A 25,075-nucleotide genomic window follows, 5' to 3' on the forward strand; every position below is an offset into this window, starting at 1 on the left:
CCACGACTCCTCACCGCCGAAACTCACCGTCCGTCTCACTTCGAGAACTGGCCACGCATCGAAGTCATGGATTCAAGCTCTACTAGAGGGGTTTGTGGGCTTTCGATGTGATCGACTGAGTTTATGGGTGTTATTCTCTATAGTTAATAGCGTCTATTGGTACTCAGGACCAATATATGGAACGGGTCCGTGAAATCGTATCAATTATACCACTAATCAATTGTTAATTCAGACCGGATATCTCCCGGTATTACCTCTCCTCCAGGATTCTCTTTTATTATGGTAGAGAAGATTAACGCATCATGTGGAATTTCATCTTGTCCGGTTGCTCGCTCCGTAATCCGATGAAACGTAACACATTGTTCTGCGATTAAGTCCGCAATTGCCAGTGCAGTCGGTTTATCAAACCAAGCGACCTCTCGGTTTTCTGCTTCGGTTGGGACATCACGCTCATACCCTTCACGTGATGAGACGAGTAATACTCCATCGGCGTCAATGTTCTCTGCATTGTCTCTGGCTTGGATGATGTGATCCACCTTCAACTCGGAAGGAGTATCTCTTTGATCCTCTCCCCAGCCCTTAGTCTCAAGTGCGACTGTAAATATTTCTCCAGGTTGTGTTTCCCACTGTACCTTAGCATCGTTATTTTCAATCTCTCGATGGGGCGTATCAGTTCCAAGCAGTTGGAATACTCGAATATATGAATCAAGAAGTTCTTCATGATCCGAAGAAGTGAGTCGGTTCCGCCAATAGTCTCTCCAGACTTCAATGTCAGTTAAATCAGAACCTTGAATATCATCTTCGAATTCCTCAATGTTGTACTGATAGTGCATAAAACCCTCTTGTCGCAAGCGCATCTCCGTTAATTGCCGTTGGGATTCATCTGATCCAGAATCAGTATCTGGTTGTGCTTGGCGTAATGCAGCGACCAAAGCATTACTTGGGGGGTTTCGTTGTAATGCTTGGTCTATTAGTGAGCTTACATCCCTACCATATATTTCTCTTAAATCTACGTCATCCACAAGACCACAACAAACCCCCTGAAAATCAAAATATGATGCTTCAGCATTGAAACCCTCAGAGTCAGCGTTCCTAGCAAGTGATTCAAACATCCGTGCAGCCTCAGTAAAGTTCCCCCTGGCAGAATAAAGATTGGCTTCCACTACTTGATCCGGGCTTGGTGAAAAATCATTAGTGCTACCCTGTAGATACCGTTCACGAGCCGTTTCCTGTCTTTCCCTATAACGTTCTCTGAGGTCGTCATCACCGTTGAAGAAATCACCTACTTCTTCTATCAGCTCATCGTCATCTGGTAGTCGATAGTCTCTTTTTATACCACGCTTACCAATCAAGATATCTAAAAGGACAGCAGGATCGAGTGATCTGACAAAAATTGATCCGCGAGTAAGAGGTAAATCGCCCGCAAGAATTAAATGAACACTTTTGTCATCTGGGTCGCGGTTCAATCGTCCCAATAGTTGGGATAGTCTAACTGCTAAACTGGCGTCAGCGACATTACCTGAGGATTCAACATCACCTGCGATTGCCTCATGGCCAGAGGTTGAGTACGGTAAGTCCAAGTGAATTCCAACTTTACATACCGAGGACCGTATATCAATACCAGAGGGTTGGTTAACTAAAGTGAGGACACGAGGTTCCTGTAAAGACTCAAAGTCATCTATGCTTTGATCAGACTGGTATCTGTGCGTGGAAATATTGCTATTAAGACCAGCAGCTAGTCTCGCATAAGCTGCGTCCGAAGAAACCGAAACTAAGACGGACCCAAATTCTTCAGCCCATTGTTCAATAATGTTTAGCTGAGATTCGTTGGGCGGTGAATACGCACCTAAATCTGGATATGGAATAACTATACGACTACCCATCTCTGGAGGCTCTTCAGCAAGTTGAGCTTGATTCACATTGCTGGATAACCCTAGCCGATACTGGAGAAACTCTTCAGATTCAGTCGTTGATGTCAGCAATAGTAATTCCTCTTCTTCAATATTATTGTGAGGAGGTTGCCCTGAAGCCTCAAATGGTAAAACAAATGGCCGCCAGCAAATTGAATCACTTGTTACAACGCAAGGCCAATTGATAAATTCTGGATTCGCATCTAAGCGCTGTCGCAATAGATACTTGTGATAACCAGTCCCATCAGACAGAGTGGAAACTCGTTCACGTATAGCTTCAACTGCTTCTTCATTCTTTGGCGGGGGGACAAGTACTGCGTCGCCTTCCCGGTGTACGGGATGTTGTAGGCCATTAATGTGATCTTCTAAGAGAGGGTTTGTTTCTTTTATTAGATCTAATAAATCATTATATCTTCTCCCCCATTCGCTGCGATTTAATTCTACTGCACCAAGACTAATGTCTTGAGAAACTACAGCATGAGCATCGTCGATGATGAGATGTTCTGCTCTTGGTACCCCACTGCCCAAAAAGTATCCACTATAAGAAAAGACTCCAGTATGAATGCCGATATTGTAATCGTCAATGTCCCATTGACGTTCCTCAATTTCAGATTCGTCATCCAAACTTTGTTTGCCGGGAATATAGGCCACATCAGTGCCAATGAGTTCTGCCTCTCTGAGAACTTGTTCTGCGTGTGCTTCGGTTTTTGCGATGTAGGCGACTGATTTCCCCTCATCAATCAATTGTTGCGCATAGTATAATGCCACCCTCGTTTTTCCGCTTCCAGTCGGCATAACTAGCGATTTATTTGGCCCACTACAGTCCCGAATTGAATCAAGAGCGTCTTCTTGATAAGAACGGAGATCATAGCTGTTCGACATATGAAAAAAATATTATTATAGATATTTAGTAGTTGTTGCGGAAATGTCACCCAAAGCTCATGCTTAAGAGAATCCACTTCCAATCAGTATAGGCTGTCATTCTTTCAGTCATACCTGATATCGTACTCCGACTCATTGTACACGACTCATTGTACACATATACTGAGCGGTCGTTTCATGTCGCTTGCTCAGCACCGATGTACTCGTAAAATAGCTAACCAACATGAACCGACATTATTGCCATACGTTGGTTAGGAATTGTCGTCATCTCGTTCACCCTGTCTGCCGCCATGTAGAGTTTTCATGATACAGCCCATCTTGATCCCCGCTTCACTATTTTTGTCGCCCACCAGTACCCCTACAACCCCAGAGGTCGACGGAACAAAAAGCAATATACTCCTACATCGTCGCCGCTACGTGCTGATACCCAGACTGCGACGGCGTCGGCTGCAACGTCAACCCAGCCAACGCTAATTCACGTAACACCTCTGGCAGCACCCCTCACAGTCCCGAAGCACTGCATCAAGCGTCCATTCACCGTACTGACTCGCGCTCGGTGCAAGCACATCCACCGACTCGGTCGGCACTTCCTCCTGAATCGCTCTTGCAGCCCGCCGCACCCGTCGCCGTTCCTCCACAGTACAACTGACGCCTCAACACCTCGGAGAAGGTCCCCGACAAGCGACCCACCAACGTGCGGGCCGGTGTCTCACCCGCGCTCGCCACGCGTGTATTCGCACCAGTCGGAAAGTGTCTCGAATGGCGTCTCTGCCAGCACAACCTTCTCTTCCTCACCGTCAGCCGTCACAACGGTCACGGCGAACTCGTAGCTGTCCCAGTAATGCGCTGCACCCTCGCCGTCGCCGCCAAGGGAGAAGGGTCATTGGTGAATTCAAACCTACACCTTATAATCTAAATCTGGTTCTGACTCTACTAAACAAAATCAGTAATTCTCAACAGCAAAGTATCAGAAGCGGTCTTTGGCGAGAACCTCTGGTATGCTATTTTCGGACTGCCTAGACCGCTATACGGCCAATGTAACCCTAGATTAAAGTTAGTAGGAACAGAATATTGTATTGTTCCCAAAAATCCGAGGCACCCGAAAAAACACCCGCCTCGTTTGAAAATCAGCCGGGAACAAGAGACGAATGAGTTTCCAATACCGACCACTCATACGAGCTGTACAGATACTGGCGTATCCCTCCAATACTGGGGTGGGGGGATCGCTATGAAATCTTCTCAAAATAGAGCGAAAACCGTCTATTCTGAGTCACTCAGATCACTAAATGGGTTCTTTGCTCGCGTCCGTCTGACTCGTGGCGGAGTAATAGAGACATTCCAAAACCGAGAGACGGCTGATGGTCTGATGATTGACCATCAAGAGTTAGTCCGGCTTCAAGACCGGGATGTCGCTACCGAGAATATTCCTGGAATACACACCGACCGTCCGCTGGTGGCAACCAGTACAGTACCAGACGATTATTTGCACGGACTTACCCTCCATGATGAGCTTGAACCGGTCATTGAAGTAGGTCCACACTGGTACTGTCCGTTCGATGTTCCTACTTACAAAGACGAAGACATGGATCCAAAGCAGCGGCAAAAGAATCTATCAAACTATATTCATGGTGTTCGTCGGGCAGCGACAATTCTCTCAAAAAGTCAATGTGTGACTAAAGTACTCCCCCTATTGAAAGGCGTCTATCCTGATGAACTCCAACGCTGCTACGAGATGATTGAACCGATAGCAAATGGGTTCGTCGGAGTCTATGTTGGACAGTTCTTTGGACCAACAGTCGGAAACCGCATTACCGAATGTAGGGCTTGGCTTCGGACTATTGACGCAGTCTGTAACCCAACCGGGATAGTACTCATCGGGCTAAGCTCCCCGCAGTATCTCAGCGGGCTCCCGGCGTCAGTAGTGGGCGCGGCAGGACGCTCTCAGTGGCTCCAAGCAACGAATTATCTCTCTCTTCCACAAGATAAGTCCCAACAACAGTTGAGACTACTTTGTGGTGATATACACAAAGCGCTTGAAACGGGATACAATCAACTCTCTCTTCGACAATTTACCAATGGTACTATTCATGGGTAACACGCACCGAACCTCCGGCGACTCCAGTACAGATGAAACAACAGACAGGCTTCCAGAGGATCTTCAAGATCCAGAGCAGCGAGAAATAGACGATGTCCCTCCAGATGAAGAACTAACTGGTGATGCCGAATCACAGGATAGCCAAATCAGCGCTGGAGGTACCGCAGGTGCTGGAGGGGGAACATCATCTGCTGGTTCCGTAAATCCCGACTCAGCAGACGGCTCAGAGGACGATAGTTTACTTGCAACGCTTCTAAACGGAGTCCTATCAACAGATGATGAGGAACTTACAACTGAGGGCGCAGGGATTCCTCCATCTAAGTTGGAGGAGTGGTCCAAATCCGGGCCATCTTCCTCACCCAAGCGGACAAAAGACAAACTCTCTCGGGCGTTAAATCGGAGTTCGCAGTTGGACCGAGACAATATTGATTACCGAATTTTCTTGCAGGGGTCCTACAAGAACCATACGAACATTCACGGCAACAGTGATGTTGACGTCGTCATCCAACTCACAGCCCCATATAGACGGGACAGTGATGGTTTGCTTCAGGACACCGAAAGCGTACACAAGAATGGGCAGAAAGCAGAATACGGATTCCAGGAATTTAAATCAGACATCGTCACCGCTCTTCGAGAAGAGTACGGCCACGATGCGGTCGTCGTTGACGACAAGGCAATCAAAATCCAGTCCGCTGATTCCACACTCAAGATTGATGCAGATGTCGTTGTGTGTCAAAAGTACCAACCAACGGATGGGCCAGAGTCGATGTGGTTTCGGACTGAGTCCGGACAGGTAATTACTAACCACCCAGAGGAGCACTATAAACAGGGAGCCGCAAAGAACAATGAGACTGGAGGGAACTATCGTGAAACTATTCGAGTATTCAAGCGAGTACGCCAGAATCTTGTCCACAAGGGCCGTCTTTCCAAGGATGATGCCCCGTCGTACTTTGTAGCAGGCCTCCTCTCAAATGTACCCAACGAAGCGTTTGTCGACAATCGGCAGGAACGCTATGCTCGAATCGTGAATTATCTTGATGCCAATCGGGACCAGCTCTCTTCATTCACTGCACAGCATGGACAAAAACCACTGTTTGGCCGAGGATCGACCCGATGGAATCAGCGAGATGCCAAGAAATTCATTGATGAGCTTATCTGGCTCTACAAGAACTACTATAGCTAAGCCTGTCTAACTCTATGCACACATATTCGACCGACAGCGAGCGACGATTACTGACGATTGGATTGTTAGGAGCAGTTAGCTTCGCTGTGATTGAAATATTCAAGCAATCAGCACCTGCCGTCTCACTGGGTGGATACGCTCTACCTGTAGTAATCCCATCGTTCGCTGTTGTCTTCGGGATCGCATTTGGGATTTACAATCGGCACATCTGGAGGGTCGGTGTTCTTCACACGATTGGACTTGTTCAGGTTCCAGATTTGAATGGTGAATGGAAGGGATATCTCAAAACCTCATATACTGGTGACATTCCCGCGTCGGCAACCCATCCGGATAATGACGTTGAGAGTGAGTATACGAAGATTAGCGCTAAGTTGACTATCCACCAACGGTGGCGAAATATCCAGGTCAATCTGGATACCAACCAGTCCAGTTCTACTAGCGAGGGAGCAACATTACTCGTTGATGACGGTCGGTGGCCAACACTCAGCTACCAATATAAAAACGATCCCAATATGGAGTCACCGGACAGCATGCAACTGCATTATGGTACAACAAACTTGGAATTTAATGGCCAAGGAGGTTCGGAAACACTGGAGGGTGCGTATTATACTGGACCACAGCGAGAGAATTATGGGGAATTATATTTTGAGCGCGTTGATGATGCGGACTAAATTGCTGCATTAAGCAACACACAGAAGCCAGTTCAAAGAATAGCTAACCAACGAGCTGGCCTATACTCTTCAGTTGTTGGTTAGCACTCTGCTATTCTACACCGTCGCACTGACGTGCTGATACTCAGCTTGCGACGGCGTCGGCTGCAACGTCAACCCGGCCAACGCCAGCTCCCGAAGGACCTCTGGCGGAACACCTTCCGCGTCCCGAAGCACTGCGTCAAGCGTCCATTCACCGTACTGACTGGCACTCGGCGCAAGCACATCGACGGACTCGGTCGGCACTTCCTGTTGAATCGCCCGCGCGGCTCGACGAACCCGCCGCCGTTCTTCCACAGTGCAGCTCACGCCTCGACACCTCGAACGAGATCGCCGACCAACGAGCCGCCGACGTGCGGCCCGATATCCCACCCACGCTCCCCACGCGTGTATTCACACCACTCGGAGAGTGTCTCAAAGGGCGTCTCGGCTAACACTACCGTCTCAGCGTCGCCGTTAACCGCCACAACAGCCACAGCAAACTCGTAGCTGTCCCAGTAATGCGCTGCACCGTCGCCGTCGACACCAAGGAAGAGCGGTCGACCTTGGGTGAGTAGTTCACGAGCGGTACGTTCTTGTGGATTGGATTGCGTAGTTGCCATTGGTTCTTCCTGGAACCACGCGCCTCGGTGTCCTACCACCGGGGCGATTTCGTAAGAAATCGACCAGCGGCGCGTGTGTTCCTACTTAATCTGTTGTGGCGGCACACCAATAAAACTATTGTTCTGATACAACAATAGTCGGTTAGACACCTATGTCTACGAAGGGTCCGGAACCAACGGTCAGTGATAACGAGCTAATCAAGGCAATCAGTCAAACCAGCAGACCATTCGCAACAGCTGGGGAGATTGCTGAATTGGTCGATTTATCCAACTGGAGAGTACGCCAGCGGCTGGAGAGGCTCGACGAACAGAATAAAATCAAGCGTTCGCGGATCGGCGGCGGGCCGTTTATTTATTGGCTGGATGGCTCTTTTTCGGACGAATCTAGGTAACGTCGCCCGTTGTCAGTGAGCCACCATGCTCTGGCATTGCCAATTTTATCCGATTCAATCAGTCTCTCTTCCTCTAATCGACTGAGTCGTTTTGATGCCGCCTGTTGGCTGATTCCAACCATATCTGCTATCTCCGTCGTCCCGAGAGCCGGTTTGTAGGCCATATGCATGGATCTAAGCAGTTCTTCGTCAGAGACAGTCGGGTCTGGCCCACGACGGTTAGTCACATCCTATTCGTCGCTCTCCTCAGTAAAAGGAATATTTGTTCTAAAACCATTGTGTCTGCACAACCTATAAGTGGGCCCAACTGCCTTGATTATCATATACGACGCTGACCGAAGCGGTTGGTTCGGGGAAGCGTCGCACTGAACCCATGACCGTTCGCAAGCCCACCCACGAAGAGTCGCATCGCTCCCCAACCACGAGACAGCGTCCCATTCCAGTTTCCGGAACCGACCCGAGCAGCCACGTCACTCCCCCTGCCGGAGGGTTGGCTGCATGACCGCCTGGCACGAGTGCTCCGCCCTCCAGCGGGACCTCCTGAAAGCGATTGCCGACCACGACCACTACGACCGCGCGGCCACCGCCGACGCCCTCCAGATCGCAGTCGAAACCCAGTGCGAGGCCACGCTTGAGGACGCCCGCGTCACGGACACCCTCGACAACCTCGAAGCGAACGAGCTGGTCACCACCACCGACGGTACCTACGCCCTGACCGACCGCGGCCAGGACGCGATCACCCAGGCCGCCCAGTCGCTGGCCATCGCCACCGGCCACAACCTGGTCGTCACCGACGGCGGCACCATCCCCTCGCACACGGCGGCGGCCACCAAGCTCGAAACGGTGCTACAGGCCGCCGAACCCGCCCTCGCTGACGACGAACTCGCGTTGCTGCAGGCCGTCAGTACGTACCTTCGGACCACCGACGGCTTCGTCATCGAGACGCATGCTGAACCCGAAATCCGCAGCCATGCGCTCGATCACATCGCCACCGCCGAAGACGGCCACGGCGCACCTGCCGGCGACATACTGGATACGCTCGCCCAAGAGTTTGGAGCCGACCGGGCGATGACAGCCCTGCTGGATCTCCTGGTACAGGGTGAGTGCTACCAGCCACAGCCAGCGACGCTCCGGCGAGTCGAGAACACGGGAGGCGACCGATGACGATCTACCACGAACTGACGGGCTTCCAGCGCGATCTGCTCGAAGCCATCGCCGCCGTCGACGATGATCCCTACGGCCTCGCGCTCAAGGATTACCTCGACGAGCGCTACGCCGACCCGATCAACCACAGTCGCCTCTACCAGAATCTCGACCAGCTCGTTGAGCAGAACCTCATCAACCGGGACGAACTCGACGCCCGCACCAACGTGTATACGCTGACTGACGCTGGCAGACAGCTACTCCAGCGGCAGGCGGAAACACTCGCAGGCCTGTGTGAGCTGCCCCGACCCGTCGCTGGAGGTGCACAGTAATGACCCGGCACCCAACGCAGCGCCGCCCCTCAGTAGTCAAAACGGAGGGCACAGTCGGTCGATGTTGTCAGAGGCACGGTATCACTGGGCGGGTGATTACCGACTGGTACCCTACGGTAATAATCGAAGAACACCTACATAATCGTTGCTGTCAGGGAGCCTTTCACAGTTCGATCCGTGAGCCAGTCCGCCGACAAACGCGACGGCGGACCGGATCGCGTGCCTCTGACAATATCCCAGTACAAAGTGCCCAACCTTGTGCTGGCAGTATCAGACTCAGGAGCCACCACAATTGTAATTTTCGCCTCGTTATAGATTCTGAATACAGCGCACAGCTCCCCGAAAATTGGGGTCCGGACCCACGGAAGGAGGATGGGGAGATCGGAGAGCGTGTGTGGCGCTTCGATGGCGGGGACCGAAACCCATTCGACCGCAGTGGGGCGGTTTCTAAAAAAGCTGGCTTATCCAGACCTACACCCGTCGGGCCACGAGGAGGTGTGCCGGCATGACTGTCCCCAGCGTCGGCGACGTGGTCTTCCTGACCGAACTCGACAGCGAGCCACATCTGCTCGTCACCGCCGTCGACGAGGCTGACGATGAAGTCACTGGCGTCCTGCTGGCCGACCTTGCCACCGAGACCCTCCAGCGTCTTGAGGCCACGGCCGGCAATCGCCAGCGCCGCCGGGAGCTGACGACGGCCATCCGCCGAGCCGAGGACCTCATGACGTTTCGTGTCCCCGTCAGCGAACTCCGCCAGCGCGACCAGCCGGCCACACAGCGCAGTGAGTCGGCCACAGGAGGAGATAAGTGATGGCTACGACCGATGCCCCCGACGCTGCCGGAAGCGACGCAACACCCACACAGGCCAGCCTGTGGCGACTCCGCTACATGGTCGGTGATCTCGAACACTACACCGAGTGGACCAGCGACTTCCCCACCATCGAGAACTACTACGACCAGTACCGCCGCGGTGACTACGCGCATGATGTCGTCATCGAGCGCCGGGCGGTGGTCGAAGGATGACCGGGCACGGGAATCACTACGGCGTCGACCACGACGATGGCGAAGCAGACAGTCGGTGGGGACAGGATTTTGCTACCGATGAAAGCGGGACCTCGCTGATCCAGGGAGCGGCGTCCGATGAGTGCTGATGGTCGCTGCCAGGCCGTTGCCACGAGGCAAATTCGCCGGACAGGATGGGATTGCCTCGTGCCAACTGCCACGTCCGGATAGCGACCGGCACATCACCAATAGCCCGTGCCGTGGTCGGCACTGCCCGGTTCGATTCCGGGGACGGGTACTGTGGTCACGATGCCACGACACACCAACCCCGACGACAGCGGGACCGACAGCACAGCGACGGACCAAGCGCTCGCCGATGAGCTCGGTATGGACATCGGAGGAGATGGGGCGGACATCGACGCCCTCCAGTCGCTCGTCAGTGACCTCGGCGACGAAGTGGCACCCCCCGTTTCGAGTGTTCTTGAGCTGCTGGTCGCGACCATCGATGACCTCCAAGAGCGCGTCAACGATCTAGAGGACGACGTTGAGCAGACCCACGACGTTGCCACCACGGCGGTCGGCAACGCCGCCACGAACGACCAGCGCCTCGACGAACTCGAAACACAGCAGGAGGCGACCCACGATGTCGCCAAGAGTGCCATCGCCAAAGCCCAGCAACTCGAAGCCGATAGCGACCACCAGGAGGATGCCGAGCAGTTGCCAGAGGGGATCGAACCCAGCAGTTCGCCGCTGGATTTCTTCGCGAACTGCCGGCAGTCGAAGGTCAAGACCATGTTCGTCGAGCGGTCGAACCGCCAGAACACCTACCGCGCCATCAGCATCGCCAAGCGCTGGCCGGAATTTGCCACGAAGCGAACCGACGGTAGCGGCGTCTTCATGACGAAAAACGATATAGAGACGGCCCTGACCGCCGAACTCGGGAAAGAGCCCCACCGCCAGACGATCAAGCGCGTCTGGGAGAAGCTCATCGAGATCGGTGGCACTGATATCGTCGAAAAGACGCGACAGGTCGGACGGGACCAGACACAAACCGAGATCCTCGCGATGGATATGGCGACCGCCGACGGACTGCTTGAGAAACGCTACGTCGGTCTAGATCTGCTGGAGAACAGCGACCACAAAGCCACGATGGGTGGCGTCACACCCGTTGTGGTGGAGTCCTCGCCCTAACCCTGTGACACGCACCGGATAGGACGAGGACCAGCACTGACCCGACGCTGTTGGACGTGGTGGCACATGCCCTGCCGCCGCTGACGCCGCTGTCTGCTAGCTGCAGGAACCGGGAGCGACCCCCTGTTTTCAGGAGTGTAGTGAGTAATCGTAACACGAACGGAGCGACCAGAGCAGTTCAGTCGTTCACAACGGGTGTGACGGCAAGTTCCAGCCACTCGTCCGTGGTGGGGGTTCGTATCTTCGAAAGCCTCGACCAGCAATTGGGTGAGAGCTGATATATTTTCGAGTGAAACTACGGTTCCGCGTAGCTAACCAACACAATAGACAACTATCGGGGACGTGTTGGTTAGCACATGTCCGACCACACCCACGCCAGGACCGCACTCGAAGAACTCCAGGCCATTGACCGAGACACACTCCCAGCAGAGCTGACTGAGGCATACGAGCGAGCACTCGAAGATATCGAGACACTCTCTACAGATCTCGAGGCGGCGGCTGAAGCTGACGACCAACCCACAAAGCAACCTGACACACCAGCGGAGTGGGAAGAAGACGAATGGGACGACCAGCTCGATGCGGCTCGCCAAAAAGCAGCGATCCCGCCAACAAAGGGAACTCTCACGACGAAAACCATCGATAGCCGCGACTATTACTACCTACAATGGCGGGATGGCGACTCTGTCAGGAGCCAATATGTGGGACCCGTTAATCCAGCCTGACTCACGAATGGGACCACACACACCCCCCGTTTCGAGTGTTTTGCTCCGAGCGACGGTCTCCCCGACAGAAGAGCGACTCCATCCGATTTGTATATAAAGATAGTCCGGACCACCCCCCGTTTCGAGTGTTTATCCTAGGTGTTAGTCGTCTACTACTACTACTAACGTTACCTAGTAGAAAAGAATATATATAACGTTCAAGACAGCAGTACCATCCGGCCTGATTTCCAGCTTGGTCTGATCTGAGCCCTTCCCCTCAGCAGCCTGCTATCGGTGGAATTGACACCTTCAGATTCAGTCGGTCTTGGGGGAACGGGTGATCTCGGCAGAACACTCGAAACGGGGGGTGTGTGTGGATTGGATTGTCTGATTAAATCACGGGGCCTTGAGGTCATACGGAAATCAAAGATTTCCGTGTTGACGAAACGCTCCGCGTCTCGAACCACTTGATCCCGAGGCGGATAGCGGTGTGTTCGTGTCTTGATGTTCACTCCTCGACGCGAAACCCCTGTGCGAGCCCGGTAGGATATTCCGGGCCGATGATCGCGTCACAGCCGTCCACGGCGAGGGTCGCTTGGAGCCTGTCGGCACTGTCTCGACGGAGTTGAACATACCCGTCCCGAGAGCCCCGTGGGGCTTCGTCGACTGAGGCACAACTGGCTGTAAACCACGTCAGCGGCATCAATTCGGTACCGTCTATCATTAGTTCGATCTTGTACTCCTTCTTCCGCGCTCCGATATCCTCGAACTCAATACCGCGTTCAGATGGGAGTTCGTACTGGCCCTCTACGACGGCGTTCCCGTTCTCATCGAGGACACGAACGGTTGCGATTTCTGTCGTGGTTGTGTAGTTTACGATGTAGAGGTCGTGTGGCTGCTCCGGCGTCTGTGCCGGTGTTGAGGATTTTGTCTCGGAGTTGGGGATCGACGTCTCCGTTTCGGCTTCTGTCGCTGTTGCGGTTGGAGGGTTATTTTCAGTGCCATCACTCAAATTCACCCCCATACAACCAGAGAGAGACAAGGAGAGCGCTGAGATTGAAAGAAATTGTCGCCGATTCATACTGTTGTGTGGAAATGAGTGTGTAAGTGCTTTGTGAGGGTCATGTGAAGTGGTCGTAGTTCAGTCAGATTGTGAGAAGGGCGCTATGTCCATCATCTGTCCCACTCATCCCCTCCGAGACAATACGAAGCGTAACCGTCGTACTCGCACCACCGCCCACTCATCCAAAATCGAAAGAACACTCGAAATGGGGGGTGGCGAATATTCACTGATTCGATAGGAATAAGAAAATCACACCAGCAGTCGATACAGTCCCTCTATTTGGTGGTTACACTCGAAACAGGGGGTGAAACGGACCACTACGAACTAGAACAAGAGAAACACTCGAAACACTCGAACTAGGGATTTATTATCGATTGGTCTGAGAATACATCCAACATGGATTCCCCGTTCGACGAGCCTGGGAAAATCTTCGCCGACAAGCGGCCGCTCGACGAGGACTATACTCCCGAGACGATTCTCTGTCGAGAGGACGAAGTCAGCCGCTATTCCGAAGCCCTGCAGGACGTCATCGAAGGCTTTGGCCCGAACAACGTCTTCATCTACGGGCAGACTGGCAACGGCAAGACTGTCGTCACAAAGAAGATGATGGAGTTCCTCCGCGCCGAAGCCGCCCAGCACGATGTCCCGGTCACGATACTCGAAATCAACTGCAACAAGGACGACAGTATCTTCAACGTCCTCATCTCGCTCGTTAACCAGCTCCGGCCCCCAGACGATCAGGTTCCCGAACAGGGGCCGACAAAGGGCTTCCTCTGGTCGACACTGTACGACGAGCTTGACGACCTCGAGGGCGACGTCGTCGTTGTCCTGGACGAGATCGATATGCTCGGCGCGGACAACGACAAACTCCTGTATGAATTCCCTCGGGCCCGTAAAATGGGGTCACTGGAAGACACCCGCGTCGGTGTCATCGGCATCTCGAACAACCACATGTTCAAAGACTCGCTGGACCCGCGGGTCAAGAGCACGCTCTGTGAGTACGAGATATTCTTTTCGCCGTATGATGCCACCGAACTCACTGATATCCTCCAGCATTACGCCGATCTCGTATTCCGGGACGGGATCATCGACGAGGGCGTGATCCAACTGTGTGCTGCCCGGGCTGCCCAGGAACAGGGTGACGCTCGCGAGGCCCTCGACCTGCTTGAAACGGCTGGGAATATCGCACGCAAACAGGATGCCGAGCAGGTCACCAAAGCCCACGTCGAAGAGGCTGGCAGCCGCGTTGAGGAGCAGCGCGTCCTCACAATCGTTCGCGAACAGCTCACTTCGCAGATGAAACTCGCGTTGCTAGCGACGGCCTTCCTCAACATCGACGACGAAGCCTCGCCCCGTGCGAAGAATATCTACCAGGTCTATGAGAACATCTGCCAGGTGTGTGGCTACGAACCTCGCTCGAAGCGGCGGGTCAACGACTTCCTCGATTCGATTCGTCTCTATGGCTTACTCGAACGCGACGAGCGGAACCTCGGTCGGGCCGGCGGGCGTTCGTACATCCACACCTTGGAGGTCTCACCGGAACTCGTTTTCGAGGGGCTCAAACAGGATCAGGACGGGTCTGAATCGACGTTGGAGCGCTACGATCTTGTCCCTGATCCCGACGAGGCCCAGCAGGCCCGGCTGATGTCCTATGTCTGAAATCCATCTGCTAAGGAACTCCGCAACTCGTGATAGGCATCAGCAATTCCAGTCACTACAGAGCGCACATCTTACACAGCGTACCAGAGTAAACTGAGCCCTATTCTTGCCCGAGGGGAAGTGTATCCTGCCCGGCTACACGAATTGTCTCGCCGAGGAAACCAGGGCGGGACGCCTGGACGGCGAACGAGCAATGCAAGCGCTCAGGAAGAGGTGCTGCTCCCGGGTCAAACATAGCAGGGATTTGAATCGTCCCCTGTGTGTGGGCGTTTCGGAGTTCCACGGTGGTCTGGCGGACAGAGCTTTGTATATCGTAGTACGTGGAGAATCCCTCCCATTGACCCGGTGGTGAAACCCGTACTTCGTGACTGATACGCCCTTCATATGCCGTCGGTGGCCAAATACGGAACCGGAACCAATCGGGTTGGTACCCTTCATACGGTGAGCTAGACGCGATGCCACCGATAGTTGAGTTGAATGTGAGGTGCATCTGGGGACGCTGGCCGTCGCTCTGTATGATCCGGTCAACCTCGACCGCTGCGTATCCGATCCCATCCTCGTCACCTTCTCGTGGTGGATACTCCCACAGGACACGTGGGTCAGCGTCGGTCTCGACTGTCGTTTCAGCATCAAGCTGTGTCGGCGTGGTCCCGGGAAGTTGTCCGCTACAACCACTGAGAGCGCTGGCGGCTATTGCGCCAAAACTTGCAAGGGTCCGCCGTCGAGTGGGGCGGCTGTCGGTATCGGTGAACGTGGAGGGCATTGGCCCTTGCTACTGTTGCATCGGCCAAACATTCTCTGTTATTGAACAGGTTTTCACCAATGGAAAGACGAACTTCGGTGGTGCCCTGGATGCTGACGCTCCGCCGGCGTGGGCTGAGCGCTTCCCCTTCCTTATTGCGGCCGGGGGAGGTTCCGCCGTGATGGGGACGCCGACTCAGCCGCCATCTAGGAGGCCGTCGACGAAGAAACAACACGAGATAGATGAGGGCTTCGTCGCACACCTGGAGCCGTGGTGGTCTTCGACGTCGCCGGTGAGCGAGCCAGATCACGACGACACTCCGTACCCTGGGTCACCGGCCGGCCATCCGTCGCACATCCTGCTGGGCCCGGTCTATGACTCCGGGCTGCTGGACATTCCGCCGGACGAATACGCCGACCTCGGATATCTCGATTATCAAGACCTTCTTGACGAGCTGGGACTCTCGCGATGGCGCCCTATCCTCGAGCCGTTCTGTAGCGATTGCCACGAGGCAACTGCCCCATCGCATACTACGGACTCAGAGCTATCTTATTCGGACCACTCAGGCGTTCGAATCGGGCCGCAGTCGGTGAATCAGGACACTGCTCAGGCATCGATTACCCAGACTGTTGCCGACGACTAACCGACTATTTCCCGCAAAATCAGCTTCAATGGAGAGAGTCTGTCAGGTTACTGGTGTGGGGATTGAGAATTGAGTCCCACAAGGAAGGCCCTATAGTATCACGAATCGCTCCAAAACTCTCGCACCTTTTGAACATGATCTTCCCAGAGCTGCCGCTTCTCAGTATCTGTCTCAGCTGTCGGCTCGTTCCGGTTTGTGGTGGCGTTAACCATGTTGAAATACTTTCCACCTGGCATTGGATTCGAAGTATCTTGTACGACCAATGCAGGCAAGAGCGGTTGATCTAGCTCGTCCTCATGGAGTCCTAACGTACCGAGAACACGGGATTGGCGTGCGGTGAAGATTCCTGTCGATTTTCGCGTTTCCATGTATGTCGTGTAACCGTTTTCCTGTCGAGCGACTTCGATAAGATAAGGCTTCAACTCTTGGAGTTTCTCTACCATCGTCCCTATCTCAGTGTAGGGATTTCCCATTCTGCTCTCTTCGACGATAATCTGATCAACGATATCGGGGTCAATCTCAGCATTCTTGCTCATACCGATGGCAATGACCACTATCATGTTAAGAATACACGTAGCCGCTGTGTCGTCACCAATGTGATGAAAAGAACTGCAAATATCCCGTGGATACCCTCTATATTCACCACGCTGGTATCCGTTGCTAAGGGTGTCACCAGATTCAGCTAAGCTGATATTGCTCTTGAATCGTCGGCGAGACCAGCTCGTAATCAATATGCTCACCGGTGAACTCAGCGTTCCACACAAACTGATTGGTGATGCCGTACTTGTTCCTGATATCGGCTGGCAAACACCACTGGAGGCCGGTCTGGATGTCGACGATATCGATATCGTATGCGCCCGGCCCGAGCGTCGTTTCACAATAGTCCTGGTCGATGTGGAGTCGCACCGTCATCGACGAATCCTCGATATCACGGAGGCCGAGGCGGAAGACCCCGTCAGGTTCAGTCCCGGCCGCAGCCAGCCACTCTCTCTCTCTTGATACCCAGGTACAGAGACGTCCCGCCGCGCTTGATCACACTCCGGCCCGCAGCCATAGTGTTGGCCATGCCAGACACTTACCGAGTAACTAGGATAAACGTATCGTCTGAATCGTCGAACCCCTGTTAGATGTCTTGAAAATGTAGATATGCGGCATTTAGAATATCGGCTTTGCTTGACAGCGTGCTAGTAAAAATAGCAGTTAAGTCAGAAATAGAGGCCTTTTCAACGAGAACTATCCCATACCATCTCTTTCAGCCGACCACGAAGTGGTTTCATTGGCTCCTTGACCTGCTCTTCCACCGCATCAGCTTGTTTTGCCTGTCCTTTCCACCAGTGCTTCTTTCCAACTATGACACACTCTCCTGTTCCCATCCGTGTCAGCTCACCGGCGGTGATCGGACGACGATCTTCGGTCCGGGTGGTGTGACTCTGTGTCGTCTGGTATGAGCCGCTGCTCTTGTTTTTCGACCGCGAGCGTGACTGCGATACTGTCTGTTCTCGCTCTTTCCCGATTTCTGATTGGATGTATTTTGTCGTCTGGTCATCACCAGGTTGGAAGTACAGGCCCTGTGGGCAGTTTCCTAACACTGCTGCCGACTCCTTCCCATAGACAGACTCGAGCTGGCCAACTGTCTGTGCCCCAATCATAACTCGTGCATCCTCACTTCGCCCCCGGGCTGCAAGGCCTGGTAACCCTTCTATCGGCGGGAGAGAGTCGATCTCGTCCAAGATGAAATTCGTCGGTGTTGCCGAGGACCGCGCGATCCGGATCGACCAATCAAGCATCACTTCGTACATCGGAGCAGCCTTCCTCGCCATCGGTCCAGAGCGAATCAACAGCACTCGGCCGTTGGGATTTTCGACATACTCTCGAATGGAAAAATCACCATCAGTCTTGAATTGACCAGTAAATACATCCTCGACATTTTGTGTGAGTTCTGTGTAGACGCTCTCCGGGCCGCCGTCATCTCCTGGCCTAATTTTCTGCGCTTCAGTCCCCAGGTCATCGTACTTATTCAGCCGTCTATGTATCTCGTCTTTGGGCTCGTGGACCAAATCGTAGATATCGTCATGGCCGAGTTGGTCAATCGCATCTTGCCTTTCAGCTTCGCGATGGAGATATTTCAGACAGGCAGTAAACACGCTCTTTGCCTTGCGATGGAACGGATTCCTCCCATCAGGCTCTCCGAACACAGAGTTGGCTACCTCTTGATAATCCTCCTCTTTTTCAACATCTTGAAAGAGGCTCCAGCGGACATCCGTCTCTTCCACCCCGACTCGAAGCACCTCAAATCCACGCTCTCGATAGAATTGTTCGAAGTCGGTTCCGGATTCGTGTACGATGACTGCCGTCTCTTCATCGTGGGGATATTGCTGTGCAAGGAGTTGCATCCCGGTTGTCTTGCCACTCCCGGTCTCACCGAGCAGCGCTGTCGAAATATCTTGCCGAAGCCTTGGTAGTATCGAGATATCGTCTCCATCTGTATACTCATCTGACGTGGTCGTTATCTCTTCCATTGGAACGACAAATTCGTCAGACTCTCTGATGTACTTGGGTTCTTTCAGATCAAAGACGTTGTCGCCCCAGCGTCGGGTGAGGGGCAGGGCCGCTATCGCGACGCTGAATGCAGCATATGGCCCCAAAAAAAGGACATCAGGAATACCCGCGAAACCGACGCCAGAGATAGACGCCCCGGCAACCTCGCCAAGGAATACGAGCGGGGCCATCACGTGTGCAAATGGAATCACAAGGATCGGCCAGACTTCTCCTTGCAACAACGCACCGGCGAAGACGACACTCCCTAGCAGCGCATAACAGGGGTAGACCCACCACCAGAGCCAGAACCGACGTAATTTCGGCTGGTCCCATTCGACGTACCACCATGGAATCAGCAACCGCGGCAGCACCTCTGTAAACAGAACATCGATGAACATCTCCCCAGGACTCTCTTGTCGTTTGCTAGTCCCAGTCCCGGTCCTAGTCTCAGATGTCATCGTAGTCCTCCTGTGCTCGAGTCACTTCTCGCTCTTCCTCCGCTGTTATACTCCGTTCTTGAACGCGTTCCCTGCTTCTGAGTCGTGTTCGCTCCCGAAACTGTTCTCGTGCCCGTTCTCGAAGGGCGGTCAGATCGTCTGTCTCCATGTGTAGATCTCGCTTTTTGCCGATCGCAGCGGCGTGGGCGTGTGACTTCCCTGATTCTGGACGAGCGTGGACTCCGTAGACGTACTCGACAGAGGGTTTCTCTGCTTTCCACTCGTTGAGCGTCGACCGAGTACACTGGTCAATTTCTGCTTCGCTATAGCCTGCATCCGGATCAGGCGCAATGATGAACTGGCGCTGCATATCCGCTGTCTCAGACCGCCCGACGAACGCTTCAATTTCTTTTTCGCTCAGCTTGCGACCAGTCGAATCTCGAATCTCGACTGTCCGCTCTGCATCTTCACTGATGTAGGTGATGAGATTGCCAGCGCTCCCTGTCTGGAAGTCTGATTTTACGATCATTCGAAATCCCAATCCCGGTCATCAGATTCTGCTGCAGCACTGTCAGTGACCTCAGATGACGTCCCATTCTGTGCCCGCGCACTCTCGATATCTCCGTCAAGTGCATCCATGTCTTCTCGGAGCCGTTCAGTGCCAACATCGAGGGCGTGCTGTCGGCGCGGGTCGTCATACTCGTCTTTGACGAGTTCCCAGACGGCTATCGAGTAGACGCCTGATTTTGCGACGAGGTCTTCAAGCCCCTCTGTCGCTTCACTGACCTCATCACGTGCCTCGGCAACGAGTTCCTGAATGCGTTGTTCGGCCCGATGTTCACGCGCTTGTTCCTCGACAGCTTCGCCGTGGATGTGTTGATCGAGAACCTGTGCGATGTAGGTTGACGCAGAGACATCTTCAGCCTCCGCTCGCCGCTCGATTTCACGCGCCACCTCGGCGTCAACGTAGGTCGTGAGCTGCTCATTTCGTCCCATCGCGTTACCTCCTTCTGGCTTCTCGGAGGCTGTGGTTTTGACCAATGGGCAAGTTAAAGGTCTGCAGCACACCTCTTCTATCCACTCTCTGTCTGGCGGTTTTGTATGCAGTAGATAGGGGCAGTGCTGCAGATCGTGCAGTACGAGAATACAGTCCTTGGAGGGCTGCAAAGCGCGGTAAAGTCCAGCGCATACTCCCGGCTTTTCACCCTGATATGAAAGGCGTTATTAGACCACGGTGAAAGTGAACGACTCTTCGAGCGTGATATCCTACCCCCGGCTTCCGCCACCGGCACCGACCTGCACACCGGTCTCGGGCGTGTCGCCAGTGTACCAGGAATCGTCGACACAGGAGTCATCGAGCACAGAGATTCGCCACTCACCGGGCTGTTCCATCTTGATGAGGAACTGGATGTCAGTATCTGGGTCCCCATCCTCATCCAGGAGCCCACACATCTCGAGTTCGTCTTTTGGAAGCGTTACCATCCCAGAGCCGCCGCGGACAGAGAGCTTGTTAATGCTTGGCATTAGTCTTTCACGGCCATCACCAGTCGATAGCCACACTCCTGCTGTTCGGTGGAGACTAGGGTAAAAACCACTCCCATTTTGACACCAATCAGTTGACATCTGTCAAAATGGGCTTGTGCTTTACTAGCCGTGCCAGCGGATACCGTGCTATGGTGACGTCCGTGACCTGTCTGAATTGTGGCGAACCAGTCGATGCACAGTACGCACGTGTGTTCGGGAACGATGATGACGAGGTTCATGCCTGTCGGAACTGTTCGACGCAAGGCGCTATCGCGAACGGCGCCGCCGTCGACGCGGATCGAGATGGGACGCCGCTGGTGTACCGTCCCGACGTCGACGAGCCCGTCGAGGCTGTCTTCCACGAGACAGAGTCCGAGGAAGACACTGCGGACCACGTTACGCTCGAGGAACTCCGCGAGCAATCGACCACCACACAGACTACCTCACGCACCGACCATCACGATGACGAGGCGTTTGCTGCTCTGGTTGCGGAGTAACTATGCCTGGATCCAGAAATCCACTGGATGACATTCTCCGTGATGTCCAGACTGACACCGACCGCCCCACTGCTGCTGTCGATGTCTCGTTCACCCCGGCGTTGGACAAACTCAACGATCACCAGCGGACGTGGCTCTCCAACTGGATTGACGCCGGGTACGACAGCCGACGGGACCTCCTCCTTTCGCTGCATCAGATGCAGTTTTGGTCACTTGGGCGCGTGCCTGATGGGTGGTTCGTTGATGTTTGCTCGAAGCCAGTTCCGTTGTCGATCGCAATTACCTCAGAGAACCGCTTCCGATGGCGGGAGGACCCGGCCAACCCGGGAACCGCGAAGGCGGAACGGCGACAGCTCGCGGCGAAGTACATTCGGCCGGCGTTTCGAACCGCCTACCGGAAGCTTCGCACCGAAGCCCAGCAGTATACGAACGAGGGCGAACGCGTCGAGGAGGTTGACTCGACGGCGTTCTTCGCGATGCGGCCAGCACTGGATGAACTGTATCGCAAGCAGAGTGACCTGCTCCTCGCATTACTGGATGGATTCGAGGATATGGCCGCCGTCGACGACTGGCTTTCCCGCCTCGACAAGGGGACACTCGGCGAACTGCACCGGGTCGAACCGGACTTCGACTGGAAGATCCACGACCAGCGTGGTGCCCAGCAGGTTCTCCTCACCGACGACCCGAAGTATGCCCAGGAACGGGAGCTCTGGGGCGCGGTGTACCTCCTGCCGGCGTACAATCGCGCTGTCGAGCGGTGGGCCGAGGAAGCAGATGAACACCGTGAGGACAACACTGGCGAGACCAAGTCCTCGCGAACGATGTGATCATGCCCGAGTTACACGACCCACAGGAACTGGGATTTCTTGCCCCACACTATGGAAGCCAGCAGTGGACTGGTGATGATCGCAGACATTCCGACGGACGGCATCTCCGCCGGCTTCATGGCATGCCGAAGTTCGACCCAGACCAATTCAGCGCTGAGGGGCTTGTCCCTGCCTTCTGGAACCACACATGGGACGGCGGTCGAAACCAGCCCAGCGGCGGCGTCGAGTGGTTCGCGACGGGCCCGCCGAACTCGGGGAAGACGACGCTGGCACTTCGGGCCGCCCAGATCGACATGGAGGTCAACAACTCACGGGTGGTCTGGCGAGCTGCAACAGGCTCACGGTCGGAGTGGCTCCCGTACGCACCCGTTGCACACGTCTGTCTCCCCAAGGGGTACGACGCGACCGCACGCGTCGTTCCGAAAGGCGGGGACCGGAACTCGGTAGGCAAAGAAGTCCCGCTCGAGGACGTCGTCCGCAACGTCACGCACTATTCGGATGTGATGGATTTGAATTTGAACGTCCTCCAGGACGGCGTGTTCCACGTCGTCTATCCAGATCCGGAGATGCGGGGCTGTCAGTGGGTTTACGAGGAGTCAGACAAGGTCATCGACGGCGTCGAATTCCAGCATGGTGACCCGGTCGATCACTGGTGGTTCGGCTGGGCGCTATCACTCGTCGAACGCGGCCCGTTCGACTGGACGACCTGGATCTGTGACGAAGTCGCCTCGCTCGCCAGGGAAGGCGTCTCGAAAGACCAGTACGCGACATTGCAGAAAGTCCAACTCGCTGGGACGGCCGTCGAGGACTTCCGGAAGAACGGGATCATCGGCCTGTTTTTCGGCCACAAGGACAAGCACCTGCACAATCTCTGGACCGACCGGATTCGCTGGCGTGTCGCGATGAACGGGACCGCGAACCCACACGGCGGGTCAGCGCCGAAGGGATTCGAGTCTGTCCCAATGGAGGAAGATATCGCATCGGACCTCGACATCGGCGAGGCAGTGATGTACAACGAACAGGCGTTCACCTGGCCGCCGATCACGTGGCCGGAGATCTCGAAGCCAATTCACGGTGAGCTGAAGATATATCTCTCCGAAGCGGACCGAGATGGGGCCACGGTGGCAGGGGGTGTGTCGGTGTGATCGTTGGCCCGCCGATGGCTGGCCCCGGCCACTGCTGTGTCGACGTTCTCACGGACTAGTCCAACCCGAGTCAGCTCCTCGTTGAAACCTGTCTCTTTTTGAAGACAAAACCAGGGGGTCGGACCGACGGAAACAGGTCCCCGTACCGATTTCGCGGTGATCGGCGAGATTTTTCGCGCGGGCGCGGTACATGACATGACGAGAGTACCCCCGTGGGGGTGCAGGCGCATTATGCGACGCGAGCGGACGCGGTTGCTCTCCTCTCAAAAACCTGATCGATTATCTCTCGAATCCGAACTGATTTTCGACGAGCTCGCTTGTTGAGCTACGAAGTACAGCGGCACTGAACAAATTAACCGAGCCCCTCAGTATTCCTCTTGGAGACACCGTCTTCACTGAGATTGTTCAGCGAATGGTTCACCACTGCGACCCTAGCCGATCCGCCATCTTGAACAACCAGGAGGTATCATGGCAATCGCCTTGCTGTAGCACCCAAATGTTGATTCTAACAGACTGTCAACGATTTTAACAAGGATGTCACATCAAGTTCGTCTTGAGGACGATGTCTACGAACGGATCAAAGCGAACAAGCGTGACGACGAGTCGTTCAGCGACGCTGTGGGGCGGCTCATCGGTGGGCGATCACTCAGAGACCTTCGCGATGTGTTCGACGAGGACCAGGTGACTGAGATACGGGACGCTATCGAGCAGGCTGATCAGGACGACTGCGACGAGGTGCGGGATGTTGCGGAGCGATTCGACTGATAAGTCTGTTCTCGCCGGCGACAGCCACTTTGCGAACATTCCGAGTGGTACCCACGAATACTATCGGCAGCGGTAGGTCCCCCGTTCGCGTTCTGCGAGGGCGGTGGCGATTACATCCCCGCGGGGGACATTCAGGTAGGATTCGATAGCGGCGAAGGAGTCCCAGTCCCATCGCGACGCGGGAGAATCGAGATCGGTGGTAGCGTGGGCTCTACCAGTTGAGAAGTAGTTGCTTGCGGTCGCCCGTTCACGCACTGGCCGGTGTAGTATCGATGTCGTCGACGAGTGGGTAATCGATGTGCATCTCAATTCGGTCGAATGGGACGACTGGTTGCATCGCGCCACCGGGGCCACCCTCTTTGAGTTCGAGTATTCCGAGGACCTCCAGATGTTTGAGATCCGAGTGGACATCGGAGACATCGCGATCAACGAGACGGGCGACCTCGCGCATACTCTGGGGGTTGTTCTCGGCGATGGCTTGGATAAGCTCCAGGCGAAGGGGGGTGAGGCTGCCGACGAGGTCGTCGTAACTCCCGAACTGAATGACTACCTTCTCATCGTGCTCGCTGTGTTCGTCCGTCTCCGCCTCCTGAACGAATTGCAGTGCGTCCTCACGGAGCTGTTCTCGGTCGCCGACGGTGATGTGGAGTGTCGTCATGATTGTCTGGTTGGTCGCTGTGGTCAGTAGGGCCGATCCGGGCCGCCGTCGACGGCATCCCAGTACTCGTCTGCACTCGTCCAGAATTCGATGAGGCGTTCTTCCATTCCGGGGAACGCAACGTCATCGACATCGCCAGCCGCGGTATGATGTTCGTGCCCTTTGGTGTCTTCGTGTGCGTTGTCGTACCGGACGAGCGTCAGGTCTTCCAGTGTGCCCAGATGGAGCGTGTACTTCCAGCCCGAGGGGTATGTCTCGGTATCCTCCGTCCGCCGGACGACAACGTTCTCGACGAGCCCGGCTTCGACATGGGTATACTGGAAGGTTTGCTCTGTGGGCATCCGCTACCTGTTGGTCTGTTTCCCAACACTGTAAGTGTGTTGGGCAGCAACCCAACATCACTGGTGACAGACTCAGGGTGTCATTGAACAGTT

The 25,075-nt window shown here is 54.6% G+C and carries 30 protein-coding genes and 2 pseudogenes; 17 read left to right on the forward strand and 15 right to left on the reverse strand.

Annotated elements, in window-relative coordinates; translation table 11 throughout:
* Positions 1-212: 212 nt before the first annotated feature.
* From VI234_RS18920 to VI234_RS18930, 3 genes and pseudogenes are all read right to left on the reverse strand, one after another.
* Positions 213-2,792: a DEAD/DEAH box helicase family protein gene (locus tag VI234_RS18920; RefSeq protein ID WP_336330911.1), complete on the reverse strand. Its 2,580-nt coding sequence runs from the start codon at positions 2,790-2,792 to the stop codon at positions 213-215.
* 399 nt (positions 2,793-3,191) lie between these two features.
* Positions 3,192-3,430 (reverse strand): annotated as a pseudogene (locus VI234_RS18925) (hypothetical protein).
* An 11-nt stretch (positions 3,431-3,441) separates the two neighbouring features.
* Positions 3,442-3,672, reverse strand: a pseudogene (locus tag VI234_RS18930) (hypothetical protein); the annotation flags it as partial.
* A 486-nt stretch (positions 3,673-4,158) separates the two neighbouring features.
* Between VI234_RS18930 and VI234_RS18935 the strand changes: the two are divergent.
* From VI234_RS18935 to VI234_RS18945, 3 genes are all read left to right on the forward strand, one after another.
* Positions 4,159-4,887, forward strand: coding sequence for a hypothetical protein (locus VI234_RS18935; protein ID WP_336330912.1), 729 nt, complete (start codon positions 4,159-4,161; stop codon positions 4,885-4,887).
* Positions 4,880-6,070 carry a nucleotidyltransferase domain-containing protein gene (locus tag VI234_RS18940; protein WP_336330913.1) on the forward strand — a complete coding sequence of 397 codons (1,191 nt, stop codon included), beginning with the start codon at positions 4,880-4,882 and terminating at the stop codon, positions 6,068-6,070. The genes VI234_RS18935 and VI234_RS18940 overlap by 8 nt, the downstream gene beginning before the upstream one ends.
* An 86-nt stretch (positions 6,071-6,156) precedes the next feature.
* Entirely contained in the window at positions 6,157-6,741 is a 585-nt protein-coding gene (locus tag VI234_RS18945) for a hypothetical protein (protein ID WP_336330914.1), read from the forward strand.
* 96 nt (positions 6,742-6,837) lie between these two features.
* On the opposite strand, the gene VI234_RS18950 is transcribed toward VI234_RS18945, so the two are convergent.
* A complete protein-coding gene (locus tag VI234_RS18950) occupies positions 6,838-7,089 on the reverse strand; it encodes a hypothetical protein (RefSeq protein ID WP_336330915.1) in 252 nt (83 codons plus the stop codon).
* Entirely contained in the window at positions 7,086-7,382 is a 297-nt protein-coding gene (locus VI234_RS18955) for a hypothetical protein (RefSeq protein ID WP_336330916.1), read from the reverse strand. Before VI234_RS18955 ends, VI234_RS18950 begins: the two co-directional genes overlap by 4 nt.
* A gap of 152 nt (positions 7,383-7,534) precedes the next feature.
* Here VI234_RS18955 and VI234_RS21380 point away from each other — a divergent pair, with 152 nt between their 5' ends.
* Positions 7,535-7,774 (forward strand): FaeA/PapI family transcriptional regulator, encoded by a 240-nt coding sequence (locus VI234_RS21380; protein ID WP_442905038.1) that lies wholly within the window; start codon positions 7,535-7,537, stop codon positions 7,772-7,774.
* On the opposite strand, the gene VI234_RS18960 is transcribed toward VI234_RS21380, so the two are convergent.
* A complete protein-coding gene (locus VI234_RS18960; RefSeq protein ID WP_318526339.1) occupies positions 7,735-7,944 on the reverse strand; it encodes a winged helix-turn-helix domain-containing protein in 210 nt (69 codons plus the stop codon). The genes VI234_RS21380 and VI234_RS18960 overlap by 40 nt on opposite strands.
* Before the next feature lie 328 nt (positions 7,945-8,272).
* Between VI234_RS18960 and VI234_RS18965 the strand changes: the two genes are divergently transcribed.
* The 7 genes from VI234_RS18965 (at position 8,273) to VI234_RS18995 (ending at position 12,164) form a co-directional block, all read left to right on the forward strand.
* Complete coding sequence (locus tag VI234_RS18965; RefSeq protein ID WP_336330917.1) at positions 8,273-8,938, forward strand: transcriptional regulator; 666 nt, start codon at positions 8,273-8,275, stop codon at positions 8,936-8,938.
* On the forward strand, positions 8,935-9,249 hold the full coding sequence (locus VI234_RS18970; protein WP_336330918.1) for a PadR family transcriptional regulator: 315 nt from the start codon (positions 8,935-8,937) through the stop codon (positions 9,247-9,249). The genes VI234_RS18965 and VI234_RS18970 overlap by 4 nt, the downstream gene beginning before the upstream one ends.
* 505 nt (positions 9,250-9,754) lie before the next feature.
* Positions 9,755-10,060, forward strand: coding sequence for a hypothetical protein (locus VI234_RS18975; protein WP_336330919.1), 306 nt, complete (start codon positions 9,755-9,757; stop codon positions 10,058-10,060).
* A complete protein-coding gene (locus tag VI234_RS18980; protein WP_336330920.1) occupies positions 10,060-10,272 on the forward strand; it encodes a hypothetical protein in 213 nt (70 codons plus the stop codon). The genes VI234_RS18975 and VI234_RS18980 overlap by 1 nt, the downstream gene beginning before the upstream one ends.
* Positions 10,269-10,400, forward strand: coding sequence for a hypothetical protein (locus VI234_RS18985; protein ID WP_336330921.1), 132 nt, complete (start codon positions 10,269-10,271; stop codon positions 10,398-10,400). The genes VI234_RS18980 and VI234_RS18985 overlap by 4 nt, the downstream gene beginning before the upstream one ends.
* 160 nt (positions 10,401-10,560) lie before the next feature.
* Positions 10,561-11,442, forward strand: a complete 882-nt coding sequence (locus tag VI234_RS18990; RefSeq protein WP_336330922.1) for a hypothetical protein — start codon at positions 10,561-10,563, stop codon at positions 11,440-11,442.
* A 356-nt stretch (positions 11,443-11,798) separates the two neighbouring features.
* Entirely contained in the window at positions 11,799-12,164 is a 366-nt protein-coding gene (locus VI234_RS18995; protein ID WP_336330923.1) for a hypothetical protein, read from the forward strand.
* A gap of 487 nt (positions 12,165-12,651) precedes the next feature.
* Here the strand turns inward: VI234_RS18995 and VI234_RS19000 are convergent, their stop codons facing one another.
* Complete coding sequence (locus tag VI234_RS19000; protein WP_336330924.1) at positions 12,652-13,224, reverse strand: hypothetical protein; 573 nt, start codon at positions 13,222-13,224, stop codon at positions 12,652-12,654.
* Positions 13,225-13,602: 378 nt separating this feature from the next.
* On the opposite strand from VI234_RS19000, the gene VI234_RS19005 reads away from it, so the two are divergent.
* Positions 13,603-14,865 carry a Cdc6/Cdc18 family protein gene (locus VI234_RS19005; protein WP_336330925.1) on the forward strand — a complete coding sequence of 421 codons (1,263 nt, stop codon included), beginning with the start codon at positions 13,603-13,605 and terminating at the stop codon, positions 14,863-14,865.
* A gap of 923 nt (positions 14,866-15,788) precedes the next feature.
* Positions 15,789-16,250 (forward strand): hypothetical protein, encoded by a 462-nt coding sequence (locus VI234_RS19010; protein ID WP_336330926.1) that lies wholly within the window; start codon positions 15,789-15,791, stop codon positions 16,248-16,250.
* Between the two features lie 98 nt (positions 16,251-16,348).
* Here VI234_RS19010 and VI234_RS19015 read toward each other — a convergent pair whose 3' ends face one another.
* The 6 genes from VI234_RS19015 to VI234_RS19040 form a co-directional block, all read right to left on the reverse strand.
* Positions 16,349-16,786 carry a hypothetical protein gene (locus tag VI234_RS19015; RefSeq protein WP_336330927.1) on the reverse strand — a complete coding sequence of 146 codons (438 nt, stop codon included), beginning with the start codon at positions 16,784-16,786 and terminating at the stop codon, positions 16,349-16,351.
* 142 nt (positions 16,787-16,928) lie between these two features.
* A complete protein-coding gene (locus tag VI234_RS19020) occupies positions 16,929-17,162 on the reverse strand; it encodes a hypothetical protein (RefSeq protein WP_336330928.1) in 234 nt (77 codons plus the stop codon).
* Between the two features lie 311 nt (positions 17,163-17,473).
* On the reverse strand, positions 17,474-19,246 hold the full coding sequence (locus VI234_RS19025; protein ID WP_336330929.1) for a type IV secretory system conjugative DNA transfer family protein: 1,773 nt from the start codon (positions 19,244-19,246) through the stop codon (positions 17,474-17,476).
* A complete protein-coding gene (locus VI234_RS19030; RefSeq protein WP_336330930.1) occupies positions 19,236-19,754 on the reverse strand; it encodes a hypothetical protein in 519 nt (172 codons plus the stop codon). Before VI234_RS19030 ends, VI234_RS19025 begins: the two co-directional genes overlap by 11 nt.
* Complete coding sequence (locus tag VI234_RS19035; RefSeq protein WP_336330931.1) at positions 19,751-20,221, reverse strand: hypothetical protein; 471 nt, start codon at positions 20,219-20,221, stop codon at positions 19,751-19,753. Before VI234_RS19035 ends, VI234_RS19030 begins: the two co-directional genes overlap by 4 nt.
* Before the next feature lie 270 nt (positions 20,222-20,491).
* A complete protein-coding gene (locus VI234_RS19040) occupies positions 20,492-20,749 on the reverse strand; it encodes a hypothetical protein (RefSeq protein ID WP_336330932.1) in 258 nt (85 codons plus the stop codon).
* Between the two features lie 149 nt (positions 20,750-20,898).
* Here VI234_RS19040 and VI234_RS19045 point away from each other — a divergent pair, with 149 nt between their 5' ends.
* The 4 genes from VI234_RS19045 (at position 20,899) to VI234_RS19060 (ending at position 23,983) form a co-directional block, all read left to right on the forward strand.
* The gene (locus VI234_RS19045; protein ID WP_336330933.1) at positions 20,899-21,246 is read left to right on the forward strand and encodes a DUF7563 family protein; all 348 of its coding nucleotides are present in this window, start codon (positions 20,899-20,901) and stop codon (positions 21,244-21,246) included.
* Positions 21,247-21,248: 2 nt separating this feature from the next.
* Positions 21,249-22,073 carry a hypothetical protein gene (locus VI234_RS19050; RefSeq protein WP_336330934.1) on the forward strand — a complete coding sequence of 275 codons (825 nt, stop codon included), beginning with the start codon at positions 21,249-21,251 and terminating at the stop codon, positions 22,071-22,073.
* A 122-nt stretch (positions 22,074-22,195) separates the two neighbouring features.
* Positions 22,196-23,218 carry an ATP-binding protein gene (locus tag VI234_RS19055; RefSeq protein ID WP_336330935.1) on the forward strand — a complete coding sequence of 341 codons (1,023 nt, stop codon included), beginning with the start codon at positions 22,196-22,198 and terminating at the stop codon, positions 23,216-23,218.
* A 534-nt stretch (positions 23,219-23,752) separates the two neighbouring features.
* Complete coding sequence (locus tag VI234_RS19060) at positions 23,753-23,983, forward strand: antitoxin VapB family protein (protein ID WP_336330936.1); 231 nt, start codon at positions 23,753-23,755, stop codon at positions 23,981-23,983.
* A 247-nt stretch (positions 23,984-24,230) separates the two neighbouring features.
* Here the strand turns inward: VI234_RS19060 and VI234_RS19065 are convergent, their stop codons facing one another.
* Together VI234_RS19065 and VI234_RS19070 are read right to left on the reverse strand one after the other, a co-directional pair.
* The gene (locus tag VI234_RS19065; protein ID WP_336330937.1) at positions 24,231-24,641 is read right to left on the reverse strand and encodes an HVO_A0114 family putative DNA-binding protein; all 411 of its coding nucleotides are present in this window, start codon (positions 24,639-24,641) and stop codon (positions 24,231-24,233) included.
* Between the two features lie 23 nt (positions 24,642-24,664).
* Positions 24,665-24,982: a toxin-antitoxin system TumE family protein gene (locus tag VI234_RS19070; protein WP_336330938.1), complete on the reverse strand. Its 318-nt coding sequence runs from the start codon at positions 24,980-24,982 to the stop codon at positions 24,665-24,667.
* Positions 24,983-25,075 lie beyond the last annotated feature (93 nt).

Origin of the sequence: Haloarcula sp. CGMCC 1.2071, assembly GCF_037078445.1 — an archaeon.
GTDB classification, from domain to species: Archaea; Halobacteriota; Halobacteria; order Halobacteriales; family Haloarculaceae; genus Haloarcula; species Haloarcula amylolytica.

Excerpts from the sequence above, each read along its gene's own strand:
- VI234_RS18920 (WP_336330911.1), bottom strand. The coding sequence starts at position 2,792 with ATGTCGAACAGCTATGATCTCCGTTCTTATCAAGAAGACGCTCTTGAT.
- VI234_RS18935 (WP_336330912.1), top strand. The coding sequence starts at position 4,159 with ATGATTGACCATCAAGAGTTAGTCCGGCTTCAAGACCGGGATGTCGCT.
- VI234_RS18940 (WP_336330913.1), top strand. The coding sequence starts at position 4,880 with ATGGGTAACACGCACCGAACCTCCGGCGACTCCAGTACAGATGAAACA.
- VI234_RS18955 (WP_336330916.1), bottom strand. The coding sequence starts at position 7,382 with ATGGCAACTACGCAATCCAATCCACAAGAACGTACCGCTCGTGAACTA.
- VI234_RS21380 (WP_442905038.1), top strand. The coding sequence starts at position 7,535 with ATGTCTACGAAGGGTCCGGAACCAACGGTCAGTGATAACGAGCTAATC.
- VI234_RS18960 (WP_318526339.1), bottom strand. The coding sequence starts at position 7,944 with ATGCATATGGCCTACAAACCGGCTCTCGGGACGACGGAGATAGCAGAT.
- VI234_RS18965 (WP_336330917.1), top strand. The coding sequence starts at position 8,273 with ATGACCGCCTGGCACGAGTGCTCCGCCCTCCAGCGGGACCTCCTGAAA.
- VI234_RS18970 (WP_336330918.1), top strand. The coding sequence starts at position 8,935 with ATGACGATCTACCACGAACTGACGGGCTTCCAGCGCGATCTGCTCGAA.
- VI234_RS18975 (WP_336330919.1), top strand. The coding sequence starts at position 9,755 with ATGACTGTCCCCAGCGTCGGCGACGTGGTCTTCCTGACCGAACTCGAC.
- VI234_RS18980 (WP_336330920.1), top strand. The coding sequence starts at position 10,060 with ATGGCTACGACCGATGCCCCCGACGCTGCCGGAAGCGACGCAACACCC.
- VI234_RS18985 (WP_336330921.1), top strand. The coding sequence starts at position 10,269 with ATGACCGGGCACGGGAATCACTACGGCGTCGACCACGACGATGGCGAA.
- VI234_RS18990 (WP_336330922.1), top strand. The coding sequence starts at position 10,561 with ATGCCACGACACACCAACCCCGACGACAGCGGGACCGACAGCACAGCG.
- VI234_RS18995 (WP_336330923.1), top strand. The coding sequence starts at position 11,799 with ATGTCCGACCACACCCACGCCAGGACCGCACTCGAAGAACTCCAGGCC.
- VI234_RS19000 (WP_336330924.1), bottom strand. The coding sequence starts at position 13,224 with ATGAATCGGCGACAATTTCTTTCAATCTCAGCGCTCTCCTTGTCTCTC.
- VI234_RS19005 (WP_336330925.1), top strand. The coding sequence starts at position 13,603 with ATGGATTCCCCGTTCGACGAGCCTGGGAAAATCTTCGCCGACAAGCGG.
- VI234_RS19010 (WP_336330926.1), top strand. The coding sequence starts at position 15,789 with ATGGGGACGCCGACTCAGCCGCCATCTAGGAGGCCGTCGACGAAGAAA.
- VI234_RS19015 (WP_336330927.1), bottom strand. The coding sequence starts at position 16,786 with ATGAGCAAGAATGCTGAGATTGACCCCGATATCGTTGATCAGATTATC.
- VI234_RS19020 (WP_336330928.1), bottom strand. The coding sequence starts at position 17,162 with ATGACGGTGCGACTCCACATCGACCAGGACTATTGTGAAACGACGCTC.
- VI234_RS19025 (WP_336330929.1), bottom strand. The coding sequence starts at position 19,246 with ATGACATCTGAGACTAGGACCGGGACTGGGACTAGCAAACGACAAGAG.
- VI234_RS19030 (WP_336330930.1), bottom strand. The coding sequence starts at position 19,754 with ATGATCGTAAAATCAGACTTCCAGACAGGGAGCGCTGGCAATCTCATC.
- VI234_RS19035 (WP_336330931.1), bottom strand. The coding sequence starts at position 20,221 with ATGGGACGAAATGAGCAGCTCACGACCTACGTTGACGCCGAGGTGGCG.
- VI234_RS19040 (WP_336330932.1), bottom strand. The coding sequence starts at position 20,749 with ATGCCAAGCATTAACAAGCTCTCTGTCCGCGGCGGCTCTGGGATGGTA.
- VI234_RS19045 (WP_336330933.1), top strand. The coding sequence starts at position 20,899 with ATGGTGACGTCCGTGACCTGTCTGAATTGTGGCGAACCAGTCGATGCA.
- VI234_RS19050 (WP_336330934.1), top strand. The coding sequence starts at position 21,249 with ATGCCTGGATCCAGAAATCCACTGGATGACATTCTCCGTGATGTCCAG.
- VI234_RS19055 (WP_336330935.1), top strand. The coding sequence starts at position 22,196 with ATGCCGAAGTTCGACCCAGACCAATTCAGCGCTGAGGGGCTTGTCCCT.
- VI234_RS19060 (WP_336330936.1), top strand. The coding sequence starts at position 23,753 with ATGTCACATCAAGTTCGTCTTGAGGACGATGTCTACGAACGGATCAAA.
- VI234_RS19065 (WP_336330937.1), bottom strand. The coding sequence starts at position 24,641 with ATGACGACACTCCACATCACCGTCGGCGACCGAGAACAGCTCCGTGAG.
- VI234_RS19070 (WP_336330938.1), bottom strand. The coding sequence starts at position 24,982 with ATGCCCACAGAGCAAACCTTCCAGTATACCCATGTCGAAGCCGGGCTC.